This is a genomic window from Aliivibrio fischeri (assembly GCA_038993745.2).
Taxonomy (GTDB): domain Bacteria; phylum Pseudomonadota; class Gammaproteobacteria; order Enterobacterales; family Vibrionaceae; genus Aliivibrio; species Aliivibrio fischeri_B.
In genome coordinates this window covers 370,530-392,859 of sequence record CP160629.1, presented here as the reverse complement: position 1 = coordinate 392,859, position 22,330 = coordinate 370,530, and the positions used below count along the sequence as shown (strand labels likewise).

21 protein-coding genes are annotated in these 22,330 nt (G+C 39.1%); all 21 read right to left on the bottom strand.

Annotation, left to right across the window (positions count from 1 at the left end; translation table 11 throughout):
• Positions 1-14: 14 nt before the first annotated feature.
• Positions 15-3,884, bottom strand: a complete 3,870-nt coding sequence (locus tag AAFX60_001895; GenBank protein ID XDF77989.1) for a YhdP family protein — start codon at positions 3,882-3,884, stop codon at positions 15-17.
• A gap of 11 nt (positions 3,885-3,895) precedes the next feature.
• Entirely contained in the window at positions 3,896-5,365 is a 1,470-nt protein-coding gene (rng, locus tag AAFX60_001890; protein ID XDF77988.1) for a ribonuclease G, read from the bottom strand.
• Between the two features lie 18 nt (positions 5,366-5,383).
• Complete coding sequence (locus tag AAFX60_001885; GenBank protein ID XDF77987.1) at positions 5,384-5,959, bottom strand: Maf family protein; 576 nt, start codon at positions 5,957-5,959, stop codon at positions 5,384-5,386.
• A 10-nt stretch (positions 5,960-5,969) separates the two neighbouring features.
• Positions 5,970-6,461, bottom strand: a complete 492-nt coding sequence (gene mreD / locus AAFX60_001880; GenBank protein XDF77986.1) for a rod shape-determining protein MreD — start codon at positions 6,459-6,461, stop codon at positions 5,970-5,972.
• Positions 6,451-7,302 (bottom strand): rod shape-determining protein MreC, encoded by an 852-nt coding sequence (gene mreC / locus AAFX60_001875; protein ID XDF77985.1) that lies wholly within the window; start codon positions 7,300-7,302, stop codon positions 6,451-6,453. Before mreC ends, mreD begins: the two co-directional genes overlap by 11 nt.
• Before the next feature lie 23 nt (positions 7,303-7,325).
• Positions 7,326-8,369, bottom strand: a complete 1,044-nt coding sequence (locus AAFX60_001870; protein XDF77984.1) for a rod shape-determining protein — start codon at positions 8,367-8,369, stop codon at positions 7,326-7,328.
• A 122-nt stretch (positions 8,370-8,491) separates the two neighbouring features.
• On the bottom strand, positions 8,492-10,894 hold the full coding sequence (locus AAFX60_001865) for a DUF6701 domain-containing protein (protein ID XDF77983.1): 2,403 nt from the start codon (positions 10,892-10,894) through the stop codon (positions 8,492-8,494).
• Between the two features lie 191 nt (positions 10,895-11,085).
• Complete coding sequence (locus tag AAFX60_001860; protein ID XDF77982.1) at positions 11,086-11,544, bottom strand: hypothetical protein; 459 nt, start codon at positions 11,542-11,544, stop codon at positions 11,086-11,088.
• Positions 11,544-11,978, bottom strand: a complete 435-nt coding sequence (locus AAFX60_001855) for an MSHA biogenesis protein MshP (protein ID XDF77981.1) — start codon at positions 11,976-11,978, stop codon at positions 11,544-11,546. Before AAFX60_001855 ends, AAFX60_001860 begins: the two co-directional genes overlap by 1 nt.
• A complete protein-coding gene (locus AAFX60_001850; GenBank protein ID XDF77980.1) occupies positions 11,968-12,693 on the bottom strand; it encodes a type II secretion system protein in 726 nt (241 codons plus the stop codon). The genes AAFX60_001855 and AAFX60_001850 overlap by 11 nt, the downstream gene beginning before the upstream one ends.
• Positions 12,693-13,274 (bottom strand): type II secretion system protein, encoded by a 582-nt coding sequence (locus AAFX60_001845; GenBank protein XDF77979.1) that lies wholly within the window; start codon positions 13,272-13,274, stop codon positions 12,693-12,695. Before AAFX60_001845 ends, AAFX60_001850 begins: the two co-directional genes overlap by 1 nt.
• Complete coding sequence (locus tag AAFX60_001840; GenBank protein XDF77978.1) at positions 13,271-13,867, bottom strand: type II secretion system protein; 597 nt, start codon at positions 13,865-13,867, stop codon at positions 13,271-13,273. The genes AAFX60_001845 and AAFX60_001840 overlap by 4 nt, the downstream gene beginning before the upstream one ends.
• 126 nt (positions 13,868-13,993) lie before the next feature.
• Positions 13,994-14,458: a type II secretion system protein gene (locus tag AAFX60_001835; GenBank protein ID XDF77977.1), complete on the bottom strand. Its 465-nt coding sequence runs from the start codon at positions 14,456-14,458 to the stop codon at positions 13,994-13,996.
• A 165-nt stretch (positions 14,459-14,623) separates the two neighbouring features.
• Positions 14,624-15,187, bottom strand: coding sequence for a prepilin-type N-terminal cleavage/methylation domain-containing protein (locus AAFX60_001830; GenBank protein XDF77976.1), 564 nt, complete (start codon positions 15,185-15,187; stop codon positions 14,624-14,626).
• Between the two features lie 86 nt (positions 15,188-15,273).
• The gene (locus AAFX60_001825) at positions 15,274-15,729 is read right to left on the bottom strand and encodes a type IV pilus, mannose-sensitive hemagglutinin protein MshF (protein ID XDF77975.1); all 456 of its coding nucleotides are present in this window, start codon (positions 15,727-15,729) and stop codon (positions 15,274-15,276) included.
• 2 nt (positions 15,730-15,731) lie between these two features.
• The gene (locus AAFX60_001820; protein XDF77974.1) at positions 15,732-16,958 is read right to left on the bottom strand and encodes a type II secretion system F family protein; all 1,227 of its coding nucleotides are present in this window, start codon (positions 16,956-16,958) and stop codon (positions 15,732-15,734) included.
• A gap of 9 nt (positions 16,959-16,967) precedes the next feature.
• Positions 16,968-18,692 carry a GspE/PulE family protein gene (locus AAFX60_001815; protein XDF77973.1) on the bottom strand — a complete coding sequence of 575 codons (1,725 nt, stop codon included), beginning with the start codon at positions 18,690-18,692 and terminating at the stop codon, positions 16,968-16,970.
• Positions 18,692-18,850, bottom strand: a complete 159-nt coding sequence (locus AAFX60_001810) for a hypothetical protein (protein ID XDF77972.1) — start codon at positions 18,848-18,850, stop codon at positions 18,692-18,694. The genes AAFX60_001815 and AAFX60_001810 overlap by 1 nt, the downstream gene beginning before the upstream one ends.
• The gene (locus AAFX60_001805) at positions 18,844-19,824 is read right to left on the bottom strand and encodes a tetratricopeptide repeat protein (GenBank protein ID XDF77971.1); all 981 of its coding nucleotides are present in this window, start codon (positions 19,822-19,824) and stop codon (positions 18,844-18,846) included. Before AAFX60_001805 ends, AAFX60_001810 begins: the two co-directional genes overlap by 7 nt.
• Positions 19,821-20,669 carry an AAA family ATPase gene (locus tag AAFX60_001800; GenBank protein XDF77970.1) on the bottom strand — a complete coding sequence of 283 codons (849 nt, stop codon included), beginning with the start codon at positions 20,667-20,669 and terminating at the stop codon, positions 19,821-19,823. Before AAFX60_001800 ends, AAFX60_001805 begins: the two co-directional genes overlap by 4 nt.
• Before the next feature lie 12 nt (positions 20,670-20,681).
• The gene (mshL, locus tag AAFX60_001795) at positions 20,682-22,322 is read right to left on the bottom strand and encodes a pilus (MSHA type) biogenesis protein MshL (protein ID XDF77969.1); all 1,641 of its coding nucleotides are present in this window, start codon (positions 22,320-22,322) and stop codon (positions 20,682-20,684) included.
• Positions 22,323-22,330: the final 8 nt, after the last annotated feature.

The window sequence follows — 22,330 nt, the reverse complement described above, 5'->3', positions numbered from 1 at the left end:
AATACGTCCTTTTCTTATTTTTCCGTTTTTTCAGGTAATTGATATTCACCTTGGCTACGAGATAGCTCTTTAACTGTAGGTGAATCTAGTGGCCCTTCAACCTTATAATTAACTTGTGTAATAACGTCAATAACAGGAGCAATCGCCGTCGCTACAGCCAAAACAATAATTGCAGTTTGTGGTGCTACAGCAAATGCAGTAATAATTGGTATTCCCGATGTGAGATCTGGCGTAAAGCTAACCTCTGCATCAACTAAGCGAGTATTTAGATCCGCCTTACCTTTTATATTCATCTCACCAGCGACAGCATCCATCGTTAGATTATTACTAACAAAGATACCATTTCGCATCTTGCCGCTACCTGTAATTGAATTAAAGGCCATACCATCATCAAATACGTCTCTAAAGTCCAATTGCATTTTTCGGATAATAGAATCGATACTAAATAAACCTAAGAAACGAGCAGCACCTTTTACATCGGTAATCACCCCCTCACCTAAAGTAGATGCTAACTCACCAGATAATGTATTTGTTCGAATACTCCATGGAGCACCATCCCAATTTAAATCACCATCCATACTATAGCTGGCTTTTTGAATGCCTGAACTGATACCAAATCGAGCTAACAATTCTGAGTTGTTTTCACCAGACGCTTTCACTTTAAAGGTTGAATGACTCTTTTCTTTATCTAACAACCAATTACCAGACATAGCTAATTTATTTTCACCGCTGGTAATTTTCAATTTATCTAAATAAAAAATATCGCCCTTCTTATGCAGTTTAGTATCAACTTTCCCCAGTTTGTAACCTTGAATCCACGCATCTTTAATCGTTAATTCTAGATTTGGCATTAAACGGAAGAACTCACGGTCAAAAGAAGATATTAGCGGCTCATTTTCTTTTGCTCGATTTAATCCTCTTTGATTTTCAGGCTTATCAAGACTTGGAATAAATATATGCAAATTATCCAATTGTACTAACAGTTCATCATTATCTTTCCAGCTCGCCTTACCATCAACCTCTTGGCTTCGAACCTGCGCATACCAGCCTTGAGATTTTTTACGAATATCAGCATTCACATCATTCCAATCTAGCGATGCCAAATGAAGAGATTTAATATTTGAATCAATTCTTGTAGGCACAGGAATAACAGGGAAGTGAGACATAGCTACACTTTTTGGTTTTTTATTAGATTCTTTACTTAAAATAGGCTCTGCAATCCATGCATCAGCATCTAAATACTTAGTATTAATTGATGCCGAATTACCAACGATAGGGCTAACCTTATAATTCCCTTCACCAACAACTACATGGCTCGCTGTAATCTCTGGAATTTTACCCGTAATATCTATTTCAGCTTGATATTTTGTATCAGGTAAAGTTAATCGCCCTGATAGTTTTTCAGAATTTCCAGAAACTTGTAGCGATGCTTTTTCATTTGCTCCTTTCTCTAATGCTAAAGGATAAGGAAGGCTTGAAGTCATATTACCTAATTGCGCATAAACGCCAATCTGGTAAGTAAAGCCAACATCCGCTACTTGAAGATTAATATTTGAGTTCCACGAAGACGTACCACTCACCTTATCCATCATAGGTGAATCAATATAGTTTTTAAGTGGTGCAATTTTCCAATTACCTTTGGTTTCTATTTTCACACCATAGTAATCAGATTGGTCTTCACCATGGAAAGATAATGAAACAGGCTGTCCAAGCAACGAAGCTTTAATTCCACTTGCTTTTACAACATCATTATCAAATTCGATGCGCCCTTTAGCATTAGTCAATACGATATTAGGCGACTGCAACTCAATATGATTATTCGCTAAATCAGCATAGCCCCACGCTCGAACATCCTCACCAGAGAATGGAATATCTAAACGCAGCAATGCATCAACACGATTATCAACCTGTATGCTATTTAATGCCGCGCCCACAGAATCAACTAATGGCGTAGCTGTCATGTATTCACGAACCGCTTTACCTGAGCCGTTTGCTGTTGCTCGAATCGTTAACTTCCCATCTTCTGATAAATTGGCAATACGACCAGTCACTCGAGTGGCGTGCACATCCATAAGATCCGCTGAATGCGAGCTTAAAAACATTGATGCATTTTGGAACATCAAATCTAACTGAAGATTAGTTAATGGAGGCCAAGCAGTATCAAAAGCAAACTGCGCATCTTTTAAGCCAACTTTAACCTGAAAAATGCCATCATATTTCGTGTAAGGAAAATCGTTTAATTCACCATACCAAAGCAGTTGAACAGTCTTAGCATTACCGCCTTGTACCGCTGCGGATAAATAATCGGTAAGATCTTGTCCCAATGCTAATGTAGGTAAGTAGCGCCATGTCTGATCTGCATTGAATGCATCAGCTTCCGCATAAAAAGAGAGTACGGATGGTTTATCGGTTGGGAAATCTAAACGAAATTCACCTCTTGCTTGTAAATCAGGTGTAGAGACATAAATGTAATCAGACCATAAACGCCAACCATCATCATTCACTTCCCAATAAGCAGTAACATCTCCATCATTAATATTTAATGGGGCTTGAAACACGTCACCATAAGGTAATGTGTCATCAACCAAAGACAATTTTGCTTTACCCTTTTCTTCATCACCTGAAATCAACACATCTAATTTATGAAAGCCAGGAAGCAGCTCCCATTGATTCATTCCAGCAGATAAAATAGAAGCGGAATAACTCAACCCTGTCGTAGTATCTGATTCTACGCGAATGTCATTAACACTCCCTTTAGGGTTTAACGTTGCTAGTAAATCCGTCACATAATCTTGAGATGGAGGTAATAATGTCTTCAGCCCTAATGCACTTTGCAAATCAATATGAGCTAAGTTCAAAATCCATTTCTCAGGTTGCCAAGAAAAACTACCAGTAATTTCGGGCCATTTATTACCTTGATGCTTAACTTGAACATCGGTTGCAAAGACCTTCCACCCTGCGTCGTCTGGTTGAAGTTCAAATACACCACCTTCAACGCTAACTTGATGAATATTTTTATCTTCAACCCAATTTAAATAAGAAGGTGATGCTTCAACCAATGCATCGATAGGTTGGCCATCTTTAAAAGAAAACCAAGCATTTACAGAAACTTCACCTTGAGTGATCCCATACTCTTTTTGTATAGACTCAGTTATCCAAGGGGTCACTTGGATGTTTTTCGCTTCAACATAAAAATGGCCATCTAAACTCTTAAATGAACCTTTTTCTTTAAAATTAGCGATCACTTTTAGCTGATTGATTTCACTACCAATAACACTGACAATGCCCTCAGCTAAATGCTTTCTGCGCTCATTACGCCATTGAAGTGAATCGATTTGAATGGTTTTTTCTTTACCATCAAGCGCCATAAATGCAACTTGAGAGCTCTTTATGGAAAAGTGATTTAAGCGCACAAGAAATAAGTCTTCTAAACGTTTAGCTAAAGACTCATCACTCTCTTGCTCAGCTTTTGCATCTTCTTCACTTTGTCCTAAGCTTGAAGGCCCTAGCGAAGTAAGATCAGCCGTTAATTTATCAATTCTTAAATCCGCAAATTGAGGTCGTTGTGCCCATAATGAGGATAAAATATTAAGTTGAATTTCAACAGCACCCACTGAGATAATTTCATCGCCAGTACTTGGATCAACTGCAGTCAATTTTCTAAGATTTAATGACGGGTTGGTATTTCTCCAACGTCCTTTAACTTCACCAATTGAGATAGAAAACCCTGTCGTTTCTGAAAGAAAAGTTTCAATTTCGGGCTGGTATTGGTTGAGAGTAGGTAGAAAAAGGCGCAGGCTGGTAATGACTAATGCTGCTAGTAAAAATACCAGCAGCAATAATCCCATCAAGCAACGTTCAAAACGAATTAACTTAGTGGTCACTTATTTTTCTCTTACATCATAACGACGTCAAACTGCTCTTGGATATAAAGAGGTTCAGCTTGAATTTTAACTTGTTTACCAATAAAGAGTTCGAGTTCAGCTAATGCATGAGACTCTTCCCCTTCAAGGGCATCAGCAACAGCTACAGATGCATAAACAACAAACTTATCAGAGTCGTACGCACGATTTACACGCGTGATTTCACGTAAAATTTCATAACATACGCTCTCCACTGTTTTCACCGCTCCACGACCTTCACAAGTAGGGCATTGACCACATAATATATGTTCAATACTTTCTCGAGTTCGTTTACGAGTCATCTCAACTAAACCAAGTTGTGTAAAACCATTGATGTTGGTTTTTACACGATCTTTTTCTAAAGCAGAGCCTAAAGACTGGAGAACGCGACGGCGATGCTCTTCACTTAGCATATCAATGAAATCAATAATGATGATCCCACCTAAATTCCGTAAGCGAAGTTGACGAGCTATCGCTTGTGTAGCTTCAATATTGGTATTAAAAATGGTTTCTTCTAAATTGCGTCGACCAACAAAAGCACCGGTATTTATGTCCACGGTGGTCATAGCTTCGGTCTGATCGATAATCAGATAACCGCCAGATTTTAATTCTACTTTACGATCAAGTGCTCGTTGAATTTCATTCTCAGTTTCATACATGTCAAAAATAGGTTTATCACCTGAGTAATATTCCAATTTCTTTGTTAATTCAGGTACGAATTCTGTTGTAAATTCTTTTAGCTTTTCAAATGCTAGCTTTGAATCCACACGAATCAGATCAAGCTCTGTGCCCACAAAATCACGTAAAATACGTTGGTCTAAACCCAACTCACCATAAAGCATTGACTTCGTTTTGTTCTTTTTACGACGTTCAATTACTTTATGCCATAAACGTTTTAAGAAAGCGGCATCTTGTGAGATCTCAGCTTCACTCGCTCCTTCAGCTGCGGTTCGAATAATAAAACCACCAAACTCATCACAATAATCAGAGACGGTATCTTTTAAACGATTACGCTCTTTCTCGCTTTCAATGCGTTGAGATACACCAACATGACTTGCCCCAGGCATAAACACCAAGTAACGAGAAGGCAGAGTAATATCGGTTGTCAGGCGAGCACCTTTTGTACCAAGCGGATCTTTTACTACTTGTACAACGAGATCTTGCCCTTGGTGGACAAGCTGTGAAATATCCCTTACTTGGAATTGACGTTTTTCATTTTCAGAAACACATTCAGTATGAGGGACAATATCTGAGGCGTGAAGAAATGCGGCTTTATCCAAACCGATATCAATAAACGCAGCTTGCATCCCCGGTAATACTCGGCTTACACGGCCTTTATAAATATTACCAACAATACCGCGCCTTGCTTCTCTTTCTACATGAACTTCTTGAAGCACACCGGCTTCAATCATCGCAACTCGAGTTTCACTCGGGGTTACGTTTATTAACAACTCTGTACTCATTGGAGCACCTCACTAATTTTACAAAAATTGGTGTAAGAGCTGATCTGTTTCCATCAAAGGCAGTCCCATGACAGCGTGATAGCTGCCATCAATACGCGAGACAAATCGCCCACCACTACCTTGAATACCGTATGAACCCGCTTTATCGCAAGGCTCCCCACTTTCCCAATATTGTTCTATTTCTTGTTCAGAAAGTGTTTTAAACCATACCTGAGTGATTACTGTTTTGGTTCTTATTTTTTCAGGTGTGGCAATCGTTACAGCAGTCATTACTTGATGTTGACGACCAGACAGTGCTAAGAGCATTCTCTTAGCATCTTTAAAATCTTTTGGTTTTTCTAAAATAACACCATCGATAACAACGATGGTGTCAGAGCCCAATACAGGGATATATTTATTCTTTGTTTTTTCTATCGCTTTAACGCCAGCTTGAGCCTTATCTATAGATAAACGCTCTACATACATCAATGGCGTCTCATGCTCTTGATGTATCTCTTCAACATCTACCGATAACACACCAAATTGATAACCTAATAGCGTTAACAACTCTTTTCTTCTCGGAGAACCTGACGCTAAGAAAACTTGCGCTTCCATTCTTGCTTTCCTATCGAATTGACCAATGACGGCGAACTCTTCGCATTAACAAAAACAACCAAGGCCATAGTAGGAAGTTTAACACGCCTGCCCATAAAAAATGTGCGTTAAAGGACACATCATGAACTAAAAACTCCCCCATAAACTCTAATACTTTCCCTAATAGGGTCAAACCAGAGAATATTGCAGCTTGTTGCCATAAGGCTAAGTTTCTCAAAACCTTAAAGTTAGCAGCGACCAAATAAACCAATATGGCCATGGTCATACCGCGAATACCAAGGGTAGTCCCTAGTAATAAATCCCATAAAATACCAAGGACCATTGCCGTTCCCACATTAACTCGATGTGGTAAAGCTAGCACCCAATAAAAAGTAACTAAAATGATCCACGACGGCCTTAGAACCTCTAAAGCGCCAGGCCAAGGAGCAGCTTGCAAGGTTAATGCGATTAAAAAGGAAAGCCAAATAATGACTCTTCCACGCATTAAATGACTACTCGCCATCAGATATCTCCTTTGGTGCTTTTCCAGTTGGCCATACTAGTAATAAATAACGCAATTTATCAAATTCAACCGTAGTTTCTATATCAATAGAAGCAAATGGAAGCTTATTATCATTATCTATTTTAGAAATATACCCCACAGGATACCCTTCAGGATAACGTTGACCTAAGCCAGAAGTTACCAATAAATCCCCAACCTTTAAGTCAGTATTTGTTGGTATGTGCTCAAGTTGCATCGTATCTAAGTGACCTTTACCCGATGCAATAACACGAATATCATTTCTAACTGCCTGCACCGGAATTGCATTATTGGCATCCGTTAATAACAACACTCGGCTGTTATGTGCCCCAACATAGTTAATTTGCCCAACGATACCTTTATCACTGATAACTGGCTGACCTTCATATACACCATCAACGGATCCTTTATCGATCATCACTTGATGTGTATAAGGAGCAGAATCCACCGCCATTACTTCCGTTACCATCTTTTTTTCATCACGAATAAATGGTGAACCAAGTAAATTACGTAAACGGCTATTTTCTTGTTTCAACTGTTCCATGAGCAACAAATTGCTGTTTTGAACAAACATTTCTTGCTTAAGACGTTGATTTTCAAGCATGAGGGTATTACGGCTATTAAACCGTTCATACATGCCATTAAACATTGTACGAGGAAGGTTTGCCGCATAATGAATTGGGGAAACAAAGCTATTTAATAGGTAACGTATGTCGGAAAAGGCGTTTAAACGACTATCGGCTAACATTAGGCTAGCCGATACCATTACTGCAATAAACAGGCGAAATTGTAGAGAAGGACCTCTACCAAAGATTGGAGTCATATCCACTCACCCGTTAGCTGTTATTACTCTTCACTAAATAGATCGCCACCGTGCATATCGATCATTTCTAATGCTTTACCGCCGCCACGAGCTACACATGTTAGAGGCTCTTCAGCTACCACTACCGGAATACCAGTTTCTTCTGTTAGAAGACGGTCTAAATCACGAAGTAGTGCGCCACCACCCGTTAATACCATACCATGCTCTGAAATATCAGAAGCTAATTCTGGTGGACACTGTTCTAGTGCAACCATTACTGCAGATACGATACCAGATAGAGGCTCTTGAAGAGCTTCAAGAATTTCGTTCGAGTTTAGTGTAAAGCTACGAGGCACACCTTCAGCAAGGTTACGACCACGAACTTCAATTTCACATACGTCATCACCAGGGTAAGCTGAACCAATTTCATGCTTAATACGCTCAGCAGTTGCTTCACCAATTAAGCTGCCGTAGTTACGACGAACGTAGTTAATGATTGCTTCATCAAAACGGTCACCACCGATACGTACAGACGATGAATAAACCACACCGTTTAGAGAGATAACAGCAACTTCTGTTGTACCACCACCGATATCAACCACCATTGAACCTGTTGCTTCTGATACAGGAAGACCAGCACCGATAGCAGCAGCCATTGGCTCATCAATAAGGAACACTTCACGCGCGCCCGCACCTTGTGCAGATTCACGGATAGCACGACGCTCAACTTGTGTAGAACCACAAGGAACACAAACTAATACGCGAGGACTTGGACGTAACACGCTGTTGTCATGCACTTGCTTAATGAAGTGCTGAAGCATTTTTTCTGTTACGTAAAAGTCAGCAATAACGCCATCTTTCATTGGGCGGATTGCAGAAATGTTACCAGGAGTACGGCCTAGCATCTGTTTTGCATCATGACCAACGGCAGCTACACTTTTAGCTGAACCAGAACGATCTTGACGAATAGCAACCACTGAAGGCTCATCAAGAACAATGCCTTGACCTTTTACATAGATAAGTGTGTTGGCAGTACCTAGATCAATCGATAGATCGTTTGAAAACATGCCACGAAGTTTCTTGAACATAATCTTCGTATTTCCTGAAAACGTGAGAATAAGATAAATTTTATTAAATGTACCAATGCCTAGCCGAATCAGCAAGGTATTGCTACAGAATCCTGAAGCAAATCAGGATTTTTATTCATTTTTTAGTTAGAAGTACCAATAATGTTACTTTCACCACGAAAAATAACACGATCATTACCTCGATACATCCCAAAAGTGACAAGCGTCGAAGGATCTTCATCTCCTTTGCCCCGCCAATTGAATTGTAACCAAGGTTGTAGGTATAAACTCGATGGTTTTGATTCACAATATGTATGCTTTTCACTTAATTGTGGCGAACCTTCAGATAAGCGCAACCAGAAGCGGATCTGCTCTCTTAACTGATTGTTATCGGGTTCTGCTATTAGATCCATCGAGTTAAGACCAGATTTAATGCCACCAGTTCCCATTAATTTCGCAGCGCTTTCCTTATCAGGTTCAGGCCAAATTGTTTGCTTACAATGATATGAACCATTAAACATCGCAGCGTCATCATCCTTACTTAAAATAAAACGCTGACCATCCCAATATTCGACTCTAAGAGGCACTGATACAGATTGCCCAGAAGCAACACCTACATTATCCAATGCCATTCGCCCATAACGAACATCAGGTTGAGATAAAAGTTCTGCCTCAGCTGATTGTTGATCTTTAATGAAGGTAACAGGATCTGCACCACTAATTTTTAAGCCTAAACTTGTGCTTTCTGAACTTGAGTGTCCCGACGCATTAAACGGACCATCGACCACCGTAGTACGATTTCCAAATGAAGGTGTCCCCTCTTTTTTTGACCAAGTCACAGCATGATCTAAATTTGTAACTTGCCATACAGCCTTATCACTCCAATGTGTTTCATCTAAATCCACATCAGTAATATTTAAGCGAGAAGCATATTCCCCACCCAATGAGAACCTAGATTTTAACTCATTGTTAAACAGACCATAGTTGGTGACCTCTGAATCTAAAGCACTATAAGCTGTAACTTGAAAATCAACATTTTTAAAAAATTGGTCCATATATACAAAACTACCCTCTGATGTGCCTTGCTTTTGAGGATAATCCCATTCGGTATTTGTGATAGAAAAATATGCAGGGTAAAAGCGCCCCACCTTAGAAGCCGTTGACGGAATATTAAATCCAGAACGATTAAAGTAATCATTTTGGAACACATCAAAACTTAATGTACCTACTTCATTCCAATTTATCTTAGTTGATGAGTTTTGATTTTCACTTGTCACTTCTTTATTAAAATCCGCAATAGGTTGCCCATCAACAGTAATGACGCCCATAGCACCTGATAATGGGTAATCTAATTGAGAAGATAGATTTAAGTGAGCGCTCCCTTCACTATGAGTAATATAGCTTGGCGTCACAGTCTGACGGCAAACTAAAGATGGATTATCATGATCAGGAATTCCATTCCCATAAGTTCCAGAATCTAACTCTTTAATCCAATTCACCGCTTTTAAGTAAGCATTAAAATCAGTTCCAGAAGTCAAGTAAGCGCCATTAAGCTCATCGGTATAAGACGGTAATGCAGATGATTGATCACACAATGCTGCGGTAAAAGGACGAAAATAAAATTGCTCAGAGGTCGTAAACGTATCACCTTGAATATTTGCACTGGCTGTTAACTTTGCCTTTCCAGCATCATTCAATCGAGCTTGAAGAGAACCATCAGCTTGATTTTCATCTCCACCAGCAACACCATTCACAAATGAAATCGATAAACTTTTGTTTGCTTCAGCCCAGCTGCTGCCTTCTTTTTTGATTTCAATGCTCTCATTACTTGTCGCAGGTAAGACTGAATTCGAAAAAGTAACATTAATGTCCCTCGTTTCTTTAATAATATGACAATTTAACATGTTGCCATTTCCGTTTTCTTTACCACGAATTTTCAATCTAAAAGGATAAGGGCGCCCTGCTACTTGATTACTATCAGAACCATCAACTCCTTCAGATGGAACAATGCTGATTGCTTTAGCGATAAACTCATACGGTCCTTCGGTCGTAGTTAGATTTTCACTACTAACACTGGCTGAAACGTTATAAGAGTTTAAAAATTTGCTATGAATATATCGAGTAACCACTGCTGGGACATTTGATGGAAACACCGTTTCAAAACGGCTGTCATCAGCATGGTTACACTCGGGAGTTGTAATGTTTCCATCGTCACTCCAACACGCTGAGTTTCTATCTCCAGTAGCAACAGGTTCACTGGTTACTTGTAATTCTTGTCCTTTACCTTCAACAACATCGCCATTTGAATCAACAAGAGAAAAATCAATTTCTATACCGTCACAAGCGAGACCTTTACCTGAAGTTGGAGAGATGACGAGTTGGATATCATTGCTTGGGTTGATGCACTCACTTTCGCCGATTATTCGAGAATTAGATGATAAACTTATTTTCTTTGCTGTAACCGCCCCATGAACAGAAATATTACCGTTAAGAGTTACCTTATTTTCACTATATAAATGCGCTTTTAATAAATTCGATCCCGACATTATTATATCGGTATTAATTCCATGAGCTAAAATTAATAGATTATCTGGCTTTGCTTCATGGTTATAAACGACACTACCAGAATCTGTCCATTTTTGAACATGAATGATAGTTTTTTCTATATTTGAAAAATATATATCCGCAAAACCCGTCGCATAAAATTGATTAACCCAATAAACCCCAGGTTCAATAACTACCTGAATATAATCAGCAGCATTCCCCCCCTCAAATTTATCGATGTATAATGACCAGGGGTAATAGTAATATCATCTATCCCATCAATAGAGCCATCCGCTCCTGTAAACTCAAGTGGTATTGATAACTGAGGAACCATTAAAGAAGGATCTGCAATACAATCGCCACTTTCTCCGTTACCGTCTTCACATGTATTTCCAGACTTTAAGTTCATAGAACTAAGAGGAAATCCAACCTTTCGATTCGGAGTCTCAATGTAAGAACGATTACGTCCCTTTTCACCATCAACGATTAATTGTTTTGAGCCACCACCATCAAACCAAGTTTGAGCAGTAGATGGAAAATACTGACACATATCATCAATCGTATTTAATTCTTTCTTTACTTCTGCATTAGAATTCATAGAAAAGCAAAATAAGGAAATACAACTAATAAAGTAAATACAAATTCTATTCATCAATTAATCTCCTTTGCCCATACTTCTTGAACTCGTGTAACTTGATCAATACCAGAACCACAAGTTACTGAACTTGTAATTTTGAAATATTGAATCTCTTCACTGTGATAATTCACCGTATTTCTCACGCATACCACTTCTGGTTCTTGTTTACAGCCGCTCTCATCTGATCTCATGCTAGGGCGACGAACCACGCCATTACAGATACTTGTATCAGCACCTGAAGCCCCAAGAGGAAAAAGTTGAGTTAATCCCCATTCAGCCCCCGAATGCGCTAAAAACCATGCTTGAGTCCCCAATACTTCTTTAGAAAGCGTGTCATGATTGCTGCTTTCCACTTTTAATAAATTAAGAGATAAAAAGCCCACCACCACCATGACAACAATGGACATAACCAACAAATTACCCTTTTGCTTTCTTTTATTAGGGAACATTTATCACCTGCACATCATGTTGATATTGAGTCATTTCACCAAGGTCATTTTTAAAAGCCAACACTAACTTCATTATGCTATTACGTTGAATTGATGCTTTTTCAAAAGAGAAATGACCGCTATGAACCTGATTAATTAGTTGTGTATTTGAACGAAAAACACCATCTCCCACTATGCAATATTCGATAGGATTTGGATGATAGAAAAATGCACGTTCAGAAACGGAATTTGATATGAAAGCGGGATTATTATTGCTTGAGAAGGTAACTGTTGATACTCCACCAGAAAGAGCAATGGTATCTACCGTTACGTATCTATGGTTTTCTTCTTGAAGTAAATCATCTTGGGTGCTTGGGTTAATTATCAAACGTAGATTATTCGTATTTAAAGAAAGTTCTGATAATACAACCACATCGATTGTTTTTTGATTTATCAAAGGAAAAGACAAATAAAATGCACTACTTTCAATAGGAACAAAACTAATACACTGATTATTTAAAGTAACTTCAACGCTATTGGGAACGGCGTGACGTAATTCACGACTTAACTTTTCAATTAAGAATTTAGCCTGCATTTGATTATCTTGACGATCAATGCTGTCGTTATAACTTTGAAAGCCAAGTTGTAATGTATTACTCGCCGCCAAGGCTACAAGCCCAACAACGACAATGGTTAAAATAAGCTCAATTAACGTAAACCCTAATGCTCGTTTCATTAGTAATTACCTCGATACGCACTAAAAGTGTACTTAGCGTGGTTGCTTCCATAGAGGGTTACTCTAATAAGCTTATACGGTGTTATTACCGTATTTGAACCGTCAACATTGCTATAATTAACCGCAATTTCAACCGTAAAATTTTTGTATTCATCGGCATTAGAAACACCAATAAGATCACCTAATTGGTATTGTGGCAAGCTAGTTGAAGAACATACAGAAACCTCTCCCCAGCAACCAATGAAGTCATCAACATCATTGAATGTGACTGCGATGGTTTCAACCCCATCTTTACCTAAATTCGACGAACAGTTAATTAACGTACCACTGCCATTCTTTTCACCACATCGATATTTTCCACCATTAGGATCGCTATTTTCATCAAACTGACGACTTAAAATATCCGTCACTACAGAATGACCAAGCGTGGCAGCTTGTGCTTGATAAGTCGCTTTATGAGAAGTGGAAGAAGAAGTAAACACACCAGATACCAATACCGATAATGCAAACCCTAAGATCACAATACCTACGATCGACTCAATCAAGGTTAAACCTCGTTGTGTATTCAGGCTTCCTTTCATATTTTACAACTCATATTTTGCAAAGAACGATACATAAAGCCTTCGTTATTGATACAGACTGAACGACTTTCATTTGTTGCAGGGGTTGTAATCGTGATGCGGCAATCTTCTTGGGTGCAGAGAATCAAATTTGGTGATACCGGAATTATTGGTCTCCCCAATAAATCAAACGAAAGAGCTGAAATTGCTACTGCACCACTTGCCGTATTAAAGGCATAACTTAACCGGATCATATCCAGATTTTCACGATCATTTTCTTTGGAGTAATCTGATAATACCGTACTCGCCATACCTTGGTTTTGGCACGCAGAGTCCACACCAAATTGATTCGATGATGTAAGAACCGAACGACACGCATTATTAATATGAGAGGTGTTAGTTTGCATTGATGCAATTTGAACATGACGCAAAATAGACAAAACTTGCTCTTGAGCTGCAGCCGATGAAAAACGGCTTGCTCCCATATATTTACTGGCGGTGTAAACAGCAATAATAGCAAGTAGCAGGATCACAACGATGAGCTCAACCAAAGTAAAGCCATTCCTATTTTGTCGTTGTTTTATTTGATTTTTTTTGAGAGGAAAAGTCATCATCCATTACCTTATAATCTCCTGTTACTAGGATAACGGAAATTATAGATATAGCGAATGGTTTGTTATTTTTAGATACAAAAAAACCAGCGGAGATCGCTGGTTTTTAACTAAAGAGGTTAAATTAGATTAACAACCTGAATCAGTAACGATTGTTGATACGCCAGAAGATACCGTTGTTGCTTCTCCGTATGTAACAAAACAGTTGGTTGCAACAATTGATGCTGCAGTTGCGTTATCTGATTTAAAGCCAACAACTAAAGTTGTAGCACCTGATGTAGCACTGCTCCAGTCTTCAGATAGACCAACTACCGCTTCAGCAATACCTGTATCTTTAGCCATTGGATAACCGTATTTTGTAGCAATACCATCAACATCAGTTTCTGTTGAAGCTGTTTCTTTACCATCAATCGCGGCTTTACCATAAACGATACCAGCTGCACCAGCCATTGCACCTTTTAGACCTTGCAGAGATGATGCACGCGCATCAGATTGCAGGTTTAAGAATTTAGGTGCTGCAGTTACTGCAAGAATACCTAAAATCACGATAACAACCACTAACTCGATAAGGGTGAAACCACCTTGTCTTTTCATGTCACTTCTCTCTTTTATTATAAAATCGATAGCACCAAACCAGTGCCATCATTATTGTTAAAACCCAAAAAATTATTAACGCAAACTGTCAAAACGCCATCGGTTAAAACAGATTTATTCACCCGCACATCGCTATCCTAGCTCATCTACTGGCGCTTAAATTACTTATTGTAATGTCACAACAACACGACCTGATTCAGGCTCGTAAGTAAAAAAATGACCTTCATTTTCTTGTTGTGTGTATTTACATTGACTACGGCTATTCTCACTGATCACTTCAGCAAGATATTTACCTTCATTATCATTTTTATCGTCAGTCACATGCGGTGCATTCTGTAACAACATTTCCATCAGTAAAATACACTCTTTTGATGTTAGTGATGCTGGATAGCTCCCCGTATCATTACCATCTAAATCTTCTCTTGGTGCAATTGGATAACCTGGACGGTAGTTTGCTTGATTTGCTTGGGAAGGATCCGTTAGCCAAAATTCAGTACCATCATAACTAACCGCATTGTAACCGTCGGTTTTTGGTCGAGCTTCCGCTTCCCATTGTGCTCTTGCAGAAAGAACAGCCGTGGCATAGCCACCTGCGACACCTTCAATACTTGCTTTTTTCGCCTCAAGACTGACATCTAAAAAACGAGGTAATGCCACTGTAGCTAATAGACCAATTACAACAATTACAATCACTAGCTCAACCAGTGAGAAACCTTTTTGTGTCTTCATTGTACTGCTTCTCTCTATCTTAATTTTTCCATGAATTGTAAGGGATTATACAAAAAAAAATACGGCGTTCGTCAAAAATTTGCCACTTATTTTTTTTCTATAAATCCGACACTTACTTTTAATGCATCTTTTACTAACATTACCGAAACCACCTTACCATTTGCCGTACTATAGTCACAACGATACTGCTCTTTTTTTGCTAATTCCGGCTTTTTAATTTCGATGCTGTCCGCATAAATTTTATCTTTATTGGGTAACAAAAGATGTAACCATTGCAGACAGTCAATCTCATCATTTTCTTTAAGTGCTATCGGCCACCCTAAAGAGCTGAAACTGACTTCTATATCATCTTTTACCATTGTCTTAGGTTGCCCATTAACAACCCAATAATTTTTAAACTCATTTGCCGAAGAGAGTATCTCTCTACTTGTCATAATGACTGCTGTATCTTCTACTTCGGGTTCGATTTTTTCCCAATTAATAAAAATCACAGCCAGTAAAATAATGACAAGCGCGCCCCATAAAATCCGGGTTGCTGACATAATTAGGTTCCCTTTACTACATCCAACATATTCCACATCGGTAAGAAAATACCTAATGCTAAAATCAATACCATCCCCGACACAATGACCAATAGAATAGGTTCAATTCGTGCAGTTAGCGTCTTCAAATCATAATCCACTTCACGATCATAAAAATCAGAGACTTCCAATAGTAAATCGTCTATTTGACCCGTCTCTTCGCCAACCGCAATCATCTGTTGTACCAAAGGAGTAAAGATTCCACTTTGTGCCGCTGTCGCAGACATACTGGTACCCGATTCAATGCCAGCTTTCATTTCTAGTAATCGGTTCTCTAAATATTTATTCCCTAGAGACTCTGCTGATAATGCAAGGGATTGATTTAATGGAACCCCCGACTTCAACATCAGCGCAAATGTTCTTGAGAAACGAGACATTTGAGCTCGAGTGACAATTCCACCAACAATCGGTAAGCGTAATCGAAATTTATCCCATTTTTCTCGGCCTTCAGCTCGGCTAATCCAAGCTTGAAAAGCAAACATCGCGCCAGTCATTGCGCCAATTAATAAATGCCAATAATTAACAAAGAAACTCGATGTTGCGATAAGTATTCGAGTTGGCAATGGTAATTCCACACCAAAACGAGCAAACATCCCTGCAAACTGAGGGATCACTTTGATATTTAGTACAAACATCGCAAGCAAAATAAAAGTTAAAACAAATACGGGATAACGCATTGCTGACTTAATTCGCTTACGGGTCTCCATCTCTTGTTCGTAGTAATTAGCCAATTGCATGAGAGATTGATCCAATCGACCGGTATTCTCACCAACATGGATCATTGAAACAAACAAAGGGCTAAACACTTGTGGGTGTTGCTGCATAGATACAGACAAACTTCGCCCGTTAGTTAAATCAGCAGTCACCTCTTCCAATGTTGTTTTTAATAATTTGTTATTACTGTTCTGAGCTAAACCATTCATTGCTCGCAGTAAAGGCACGCCTGCTTTAGTTAAGCTGTACATTTGACGACAAAAAATAACTAAAACCTCTAAAGGAATGCTTGGCTGCAACCATTTTTTCCAGTCCATGGCGCGAGATGTTCCACCAAATTTATTGGCTTTTATCCCAGTAGGAATCACTCCATCATTCATCAACTGTTCAGCAGCAGATTCTTGAGATGTCGCTTCAATTGAGCCAGAAACTGACTCACCTCGAAGGTTTCTTCCGCTGTATTTAAAAATTGCCATGATTTATGCCTACATCAATATTGGTTGATGAGAAGATGCATTATCTCCTTCACCTAATACCATCACTTCATCCAAGCTAATCACACCACTCATCGCAAGCTCCATTGCAGAAGCAAGCAATGGCTTATAATCAGGGTTTTGACGTGCCTTTTGTGAAAAACCAACCGCATCATTTGCTCTTAATGCATCCATCATTGGCTGATCCAACTCTAGCAATTCAAACACGCCAATACGGCCACGGTAGCCAGTCAAATTACAACTTTGACATCCATTTCCACGTTGGAAAGTTACTCCAACTTGATTTGGAAAACGGCTTTGTACCCACTGTTTTCTCGCTTCATCTAACTCATCAGGAGCGGAGCACTCTGGACACACTTTTTTAACTAGACGTTGCGCTAATACCGCACGAACGGCACTAGCAACCAGATAACCTGGCGCTCCCATATCCATCATACGTAATGCACTATCAACCGAGTCATTCGTATGTAATGTAGATAACACTAAGTGACCCGTTAAAGCGGCACGTAAACCAATTTCCACGGTTTCTTGATCACGCATCTCACCAATAAGGATAATATCCGGGTCTTGACGCAAGAATGTTCTTAAAATTTTTGAAAAGCTTAAATCAATTTTGCTATTTACTTGTACCTGATTAACACGAGGTAAACGGTATTCAACCGGATCTTCTGCTGTAATGATTTTCTTGCTTGGCTGATTTAATTCACTTAAAGCGCCGTACAATGTTGTCGTTTTACCAGAACCTGTTGGCCCCGTAACTAAGATCATGCCATGTGGACGACGGAGTTGTTTACGCAGACGAGTAAGTAAATGCTCAGGTAATCCAGATTGTTCTAGTTCTTGAACGCCAGATGTCTGATTCAATAAACGCATAACAACCGATTCACCATATTGAACAGGCATTGTCGATAAACGAATATCTACAGATTGACCACGAGATTTGATGTTAAATCGTCCATCTTGTGGCAAACGTTTTTCAGAAATATCCAAATTCGCCATCAGTTTTAAACGTAAAACCAGTGCTGATGCGATATTAACTTCATTTAATAATGTTTCGTGTAATACCCCATCAATACGCTGACGTAAACGCAAGACTCTTTCATCCGGTTCAATATGTATATCTGAAGCACCAACTTGAATCGCATCTTCAAATAATGAGTTAATCAGCTTAACAACGGTTACTTCTTCATTATCGTTATCTGATATACCAAAATTAAAATCGTCGTTTACTTGGTGTTCTGAATGCAACTTCTCAGCAAATGAAGCGATTTCTTTGGTTCTACGATAGAAACGGTCAAAGCTATCAACAAGCTGTCTTTCAGAAGCAATAACCATTTCTACCTGATATTGCTGAAGCTGTGAAAACAACGCTTCTTGAGCAGACAGATCAGCAGGATCACTCATTGCTACTCGAATCGTATTACCTTGCTGACTAAGAACTAATGCACGTAAGCGACGAGCATGTACTTCAGGCAACAACTGCACGGCTGCCGCATCAATTTCAGCACGGTTCAAATCAACTAAAGGGACACCCAACTGCTGAGATAAAAACGTCAACATTTGTTTTTCACTCAGGAAACCTAACTGAATTAATGTTGCCCCTAACTTTCGCCCTGTTTTCTTTTGAGTCGAAAGAGCCTGTTCGATTTGTTCTTCAGTAACAATGTTTTCTTCGACTAATAGATCACCAAGTCTTTTTCTTAACTTAAGACGCATTACTCAATTCCTTCCATTGTTGCTAATAATTTAATTCGATCACGAACAAACGCTTGAGACGAGCGAGATAAACCCGGCTTAATTAATGCTGTCTGGTATGCTTCGTAAGCCGGTTTTACTTTTGCTTCTCTTTCATAAACGATCGCTAAACCTAACACCAACGGCCATTATCTGGTTCTTGGTTAACCAACATCTGATAACTTTCTTTTGCTAAGTCCATCAACTTCAACTGTTGAGCTAAGCCACCACGAGTTGCAAGATAATCAACTGACGCACCAACAGGAATATATTCCAATACAGAAAGAGCAGCTTCTGGCTGTTGCTCTTTTTGTAATAGACTCGACAACGCTAACCTTAGCTCTACACTGTCATCATTAAGCTTTATACCTTGTTGAAGAATGGCCGCTGCTTCACTTACATCACGTTTACCATAAAGCAAAGCTGCGAGTCTTTTTCGTGACTCTTCATCACTAGGTTGATACTTAAGTACGGTGTAATACTCTTTCATCGCCGCTTTAAAATCAGATCTATCCAATGCTTTTTTAGCCGCTTCTCTACTTCTATGAGCTAGCTCTGATGGCAACAATTCCACTTCTTCAACTTGCAACATTTCATTAGCTTGTGCTTGCTCTTTTGGCGTTGCCGGAACAATTGATGTCGATTTTGATGTTGGTTTAACAACCTCTGTCGATGTCATCAATTGTGGTTTATCCACTATAGAGCGATTCTGAGTAGACTGAGTTCGAACCGAAGCTGTCACTTCAATCTTATCCGCCGATATTGGCTTCTCGGCATAAATAGAACTTACCGCTGATGTTGATTCTTTTTTCGTTGGTGAAATCGATAATTGAGCTGTTTTAATATTGCTCAAAGCATGTTCACTCACTTCATTCGTTAGAGCTTGTTGTTGAGTATGCTCACTCACTTTCAACTCTACATTTTGTTCTGTCGTTCCACTTAATGTTGACCAACCAATTAGCGACAAAGAACTAAGTACACCGATAGCAAAGAAAAACGATGCTTTATATTTTGACTCAACATTCGGTATATCCGCAGGAGATAATAAGTGCTGCTTTTCTTTGTTTTCATCTTGTCGAGTTATATTTAATAACGCTTTATTAGTCACACTCACGAAACTCTCCATCCCCAAAATGTTGGGAAGTAATGCTTAGGTTTAACAGTATCAGCCGTATCAATAATGGCGTTAAACACGGCTTTTGAAGGCACGTTATTCACTTGCTCTGAAAAGGCAATTAACAAAGATTTATGACAAACCTGATTAATTAAGCGAGGAATACCATTTGTTGCCTTCCATATCGCTTTCATTTGAACAAGCGAAAATGGATTATTCTCACATCCAGACTCAGCTATCCTATATCGAATGTAAGCGACGGTTTCATTCATATTTAATGCTCTCAATAAAGCAGAAAACGTTATTCGTTGCCTTAATTGTCTTAAGTTATGTTGTTGTAATCTCTCGTCCAATTCAGGTTGCCCAAACAGCACTATCTGTAACAATTTTTTATAGTCTGTCTCTAAGTTGCCAAACAAACGTAATGTTTCTAATGCTTCATCACTTAGAGCCTGAGCTTCATCAATGAATACTACAACTAATTTTCCTTCCGCATGTAGATCAATAATTTTCTCATGGATACGATCAATCAATGCAATATCATCACCACTTTGATCAAGCCATAACTCTTTTGCTAAAGCTTGTCGAAGTTCATGGCCATTCATTACCGGATTCGGAAGGTAAAGTAATTCCACATTGGAAGGTAACTCATTAATCAACATTCGGCAGACTAATGTTTTTCCGGTTCCTACCTCACCTGTAACCTTGATGATCCCTTCCCCCATCGAAATCGCAGACAACACGGTATGAATCGCCTCATAATGAGGCGATAACCCATGAAACAGTGAGGTATTGGGTGTCAGCGTAAATGGTAACTGCTTTAACCCAAAATGAGCTTCATACATGTCAGTTTTTGATTACTCGTCTGGGAACCATTCTTGTAATAAGTCACGAGAACGTTCTAATTCTTCTTGCCAAGTATCTACACCGACAACCGTTGGCTTTAATAAAATAACCAATTCCGTTTTTTGAGTTAGCTGACTGACATTTCTAAATAAATGCCCTAATGCAGGAACATCACCTAATAATGGCACTTTCGATACTTGGTCAACCGTTTGTGATTTCATCAAGCCACCAATAACGACCACATCACCACTTTTCGCTCGAATCACAGAATCTGATTCACGAATTGAGCTCTTTGCTAATGGTAATTTCAGTACGCCACCAACATCACCTAAATCAATCTCTTTTACCTCGTTCTCCACATCAATAACTGATGGGTGAACATGTAACATGACATTACCTTTATCATCAATTTGAGGGGTCACATCTAAAGAAATACCAGAGAAGAAAGGCGTTAATGTTACTTCTGGAGAAGCATTAGAGTTATCACCACTACCAGTAACACTTGATACTTCAGTTACGTAGTACTCGTCACGACCGACTTTAATCACCGCTTTTTGGTTATTTGCAGCAGTCACTCTCGGGCTTGAAAGTACATTTAAGTCACCTTGTGTATCCATAAAACTTAATACAGCTTGGAAGTTACCATCTGAAACCGTAATGTTTGTTTGGCCACCTAACAATGTTCCAATGGTATCCATTCCAGGCAATGCACCTTGAACAAGGCCAGAAGTCTGCCCAAAGACAACATCTGTACCACCTAATGATGCTGTTAGGTTCGACCAATTAATACCTTGCTGATAACCATCACTTAATGTGACTTCAAGTAATTTAGCCTCTAGGATCACTTGACGTTGTAATCGCTTATGAGAGGTTCCTAAAAATTGTTTAACTTTACGTAATTCATCAGGAGAGGCTGTAATAGTGACAACACTCGCTTGAGGAGATACAACAACACTTCGATCCGCTCCATTTCCTATCATCACAGAAATAGCCGTTTCTAACTCTTTCCAAAAATCGCTCTCACTCGTTGTTTCAATCTCTGTTCCACCCGTAGCAGAAGATGACGACGATGATGAATTATTGTTTGATTTAGAACTTGAGTTATTGTTATTTGATGAATTACTGTCCGAGTTGGTAATCGACCCTGTTGTAATCGTCGTTAATGAACGTCCTTTACGAGTAAGCTGTAAGTAATCAACAGGAATAGTCTCTGTACGAATCGTCGCGGGATAAACTTGTAATACTTTTCCTGCTTTAACGATATCGTACCCATATAAGTCTTCAACCGATGACAGAACATCATCCATAGTCACATCACTCAAGTTCATCGTAATACGACCAGAAACCTGAGGATGAATAACGACACTGTATTCCGTTCCTTTCACTAAACTCGTAAAAAATGCTTTTGCGCCTACTCCATTTGCTCTGACTCTGAAACGTTTCACAGGCTCTTCAACCTCAACATGAGGCGTGTTTAGCTCAGGCATTAAATCAGCTTGTACTGAAGCGGGTAAATCAGCAAGTAGCTGCCCGCCATTTTCATTAATGGATTTATCTAAGGTCTGTTTAATTTCAACAGGATCACGATGACCCATTGAGCAACCTGTTAAAGAGGCAACCATGAAACCAATGATGACATTACGTACTTTCATTACTGCAA

What these genes read in the sequence shown, in the direction of transcription:
- AAFX60_001860 (XDF77982.1), bottom strand. Translation starts at nt 11,544, where the DNA reads ATGAATAGAATTTGTATTTACTTTATTAGTTGTATTTCCTTATTTTGC.
- AAFX60_001830 (XDF77976.1), bottom strand. Translation starts at nt 15,187, where the DNA reads ATGAAGACACAAAAAGGTTTCTCACTGGTTGAGCTAGTGATTGTAATT.
- AAFX60_001840 (XDF77978.1), bottom strand. Translation starts at nt 13,867, where the DNA reads ATGATGACTTTTCCTCTCAAAAAAAATCAAATAAAACAACGACAAAAT.
- AAFX60_001800 (XDF77970.1), bottom strand. Translation starts at nt 20,669, where the DNA reads ATGTATGAAGCTCATTTTGGGTTAAAGCAGTTACCATTTACGCTGACA.
- AAFX60_001865 (XDF77983.1), bottom strand. Translation starts at nt 10,894, where the DNA reads ATGTCGGGATCGAATTTATTAAAAGCGCATTTATATAGTGAAAATAAG.
- mshL (XDF77969.1), bottom strand. Translation starts at nt 22,322, where the DNA reads ATGAAAGTACGTAATGTCATCATTGGTTTCATGGTTGCCTCTTTAACA.
- AAFX60_001885 (XDF77987.1), bottom strand. Translation starts at nt 5,959, where the DNA reads ATGGAAGCGCAAGTTTTCTTAGCGTCAGGTTCTCCGAGAAGAAAAGAG.
- rng (XDF77988.1), bottom strand. Translation starts at nt 5,365, where the DNA reads ATGAGTACAGAGTTGTTAATAAACGTAACCCCGAGTGAAACTCGAGTT.
- mreC (XDF77985.1), bottom strand. Translation starts at nt 7,302, where the DNA reads ATGACTCCAATCTTTGGTAGAGGTCCTTCTCTACAATTTCGCCTGTTT.
- AAFX60_001825 (XDF77975.1), bottom strand. Translation starts at nt 15,729, where the DNA reads ATGTCAGCAACCCGGATTTTATGGGGCGCGCTTGTCATTATTTTACTG.
- AAFX60_001850 (XDF77980.1), bottom strand. Translation starts at nt 12,693, where the DNA reads ATGAAACGAGCATTAGGGTTTACGTTAATTGAGCTTATTTTAACCATT.
- AAFX60_001815 (XDF77973.1), bottom strand. Translation starts at nt 18,692, where the DNA reads ATGCGTCTTAAGTTAAGAAAAAGACTTGGTGATCTATTAGTCGAAGAA.
- AAFX60_001845 (XDF77979.1), bottom strand. Translation starts at nt 13,274, where the DNA reads ATGAAAGGAAGCCTGAATACACAACGAGGTTTAACCTTGATTGAGTCG.
- mreD (XDF77986.1), bottom strand. Translation starts at nt 6,461, where the DNA reads ATGGCGAGTAGTCATTTAATGCGTGGAAGAGTCATTATTTGGCTTTCC.
- AAFX60_001835 (XDF77977.1), bottom strand. Translation starts at nt 14,458, where the DNA reads ATGAAAAGACAAGGTGGTTTCACCCTTATCGAGTTAGTGGTTGTTATC.
- AAFX60_001820 (XDF77974.1), bottom strand. Translation starts at nt 16,958, where the DNA reads ATGGCAATTTTTAAATACAGCGGAAGAAACCTTCGAGGTGAGTCAGTT.
- AAFX60_001855 (XDF77981.1), bottom strand. Translation starts at nt 11,978, where the DNA reads ATGTTCCCTAATAAAAGAAAGCAAAAGGGTAATTTGTTGGTTATGTCC.
- AAFX60_001870 (XDF77984.1), bottom strand. Translation starts at nt 8,369, where the DNA reads ATGTTCAAGAAACTTCGTGGCATGTTTTCAAACGATCTATCGATTGAT.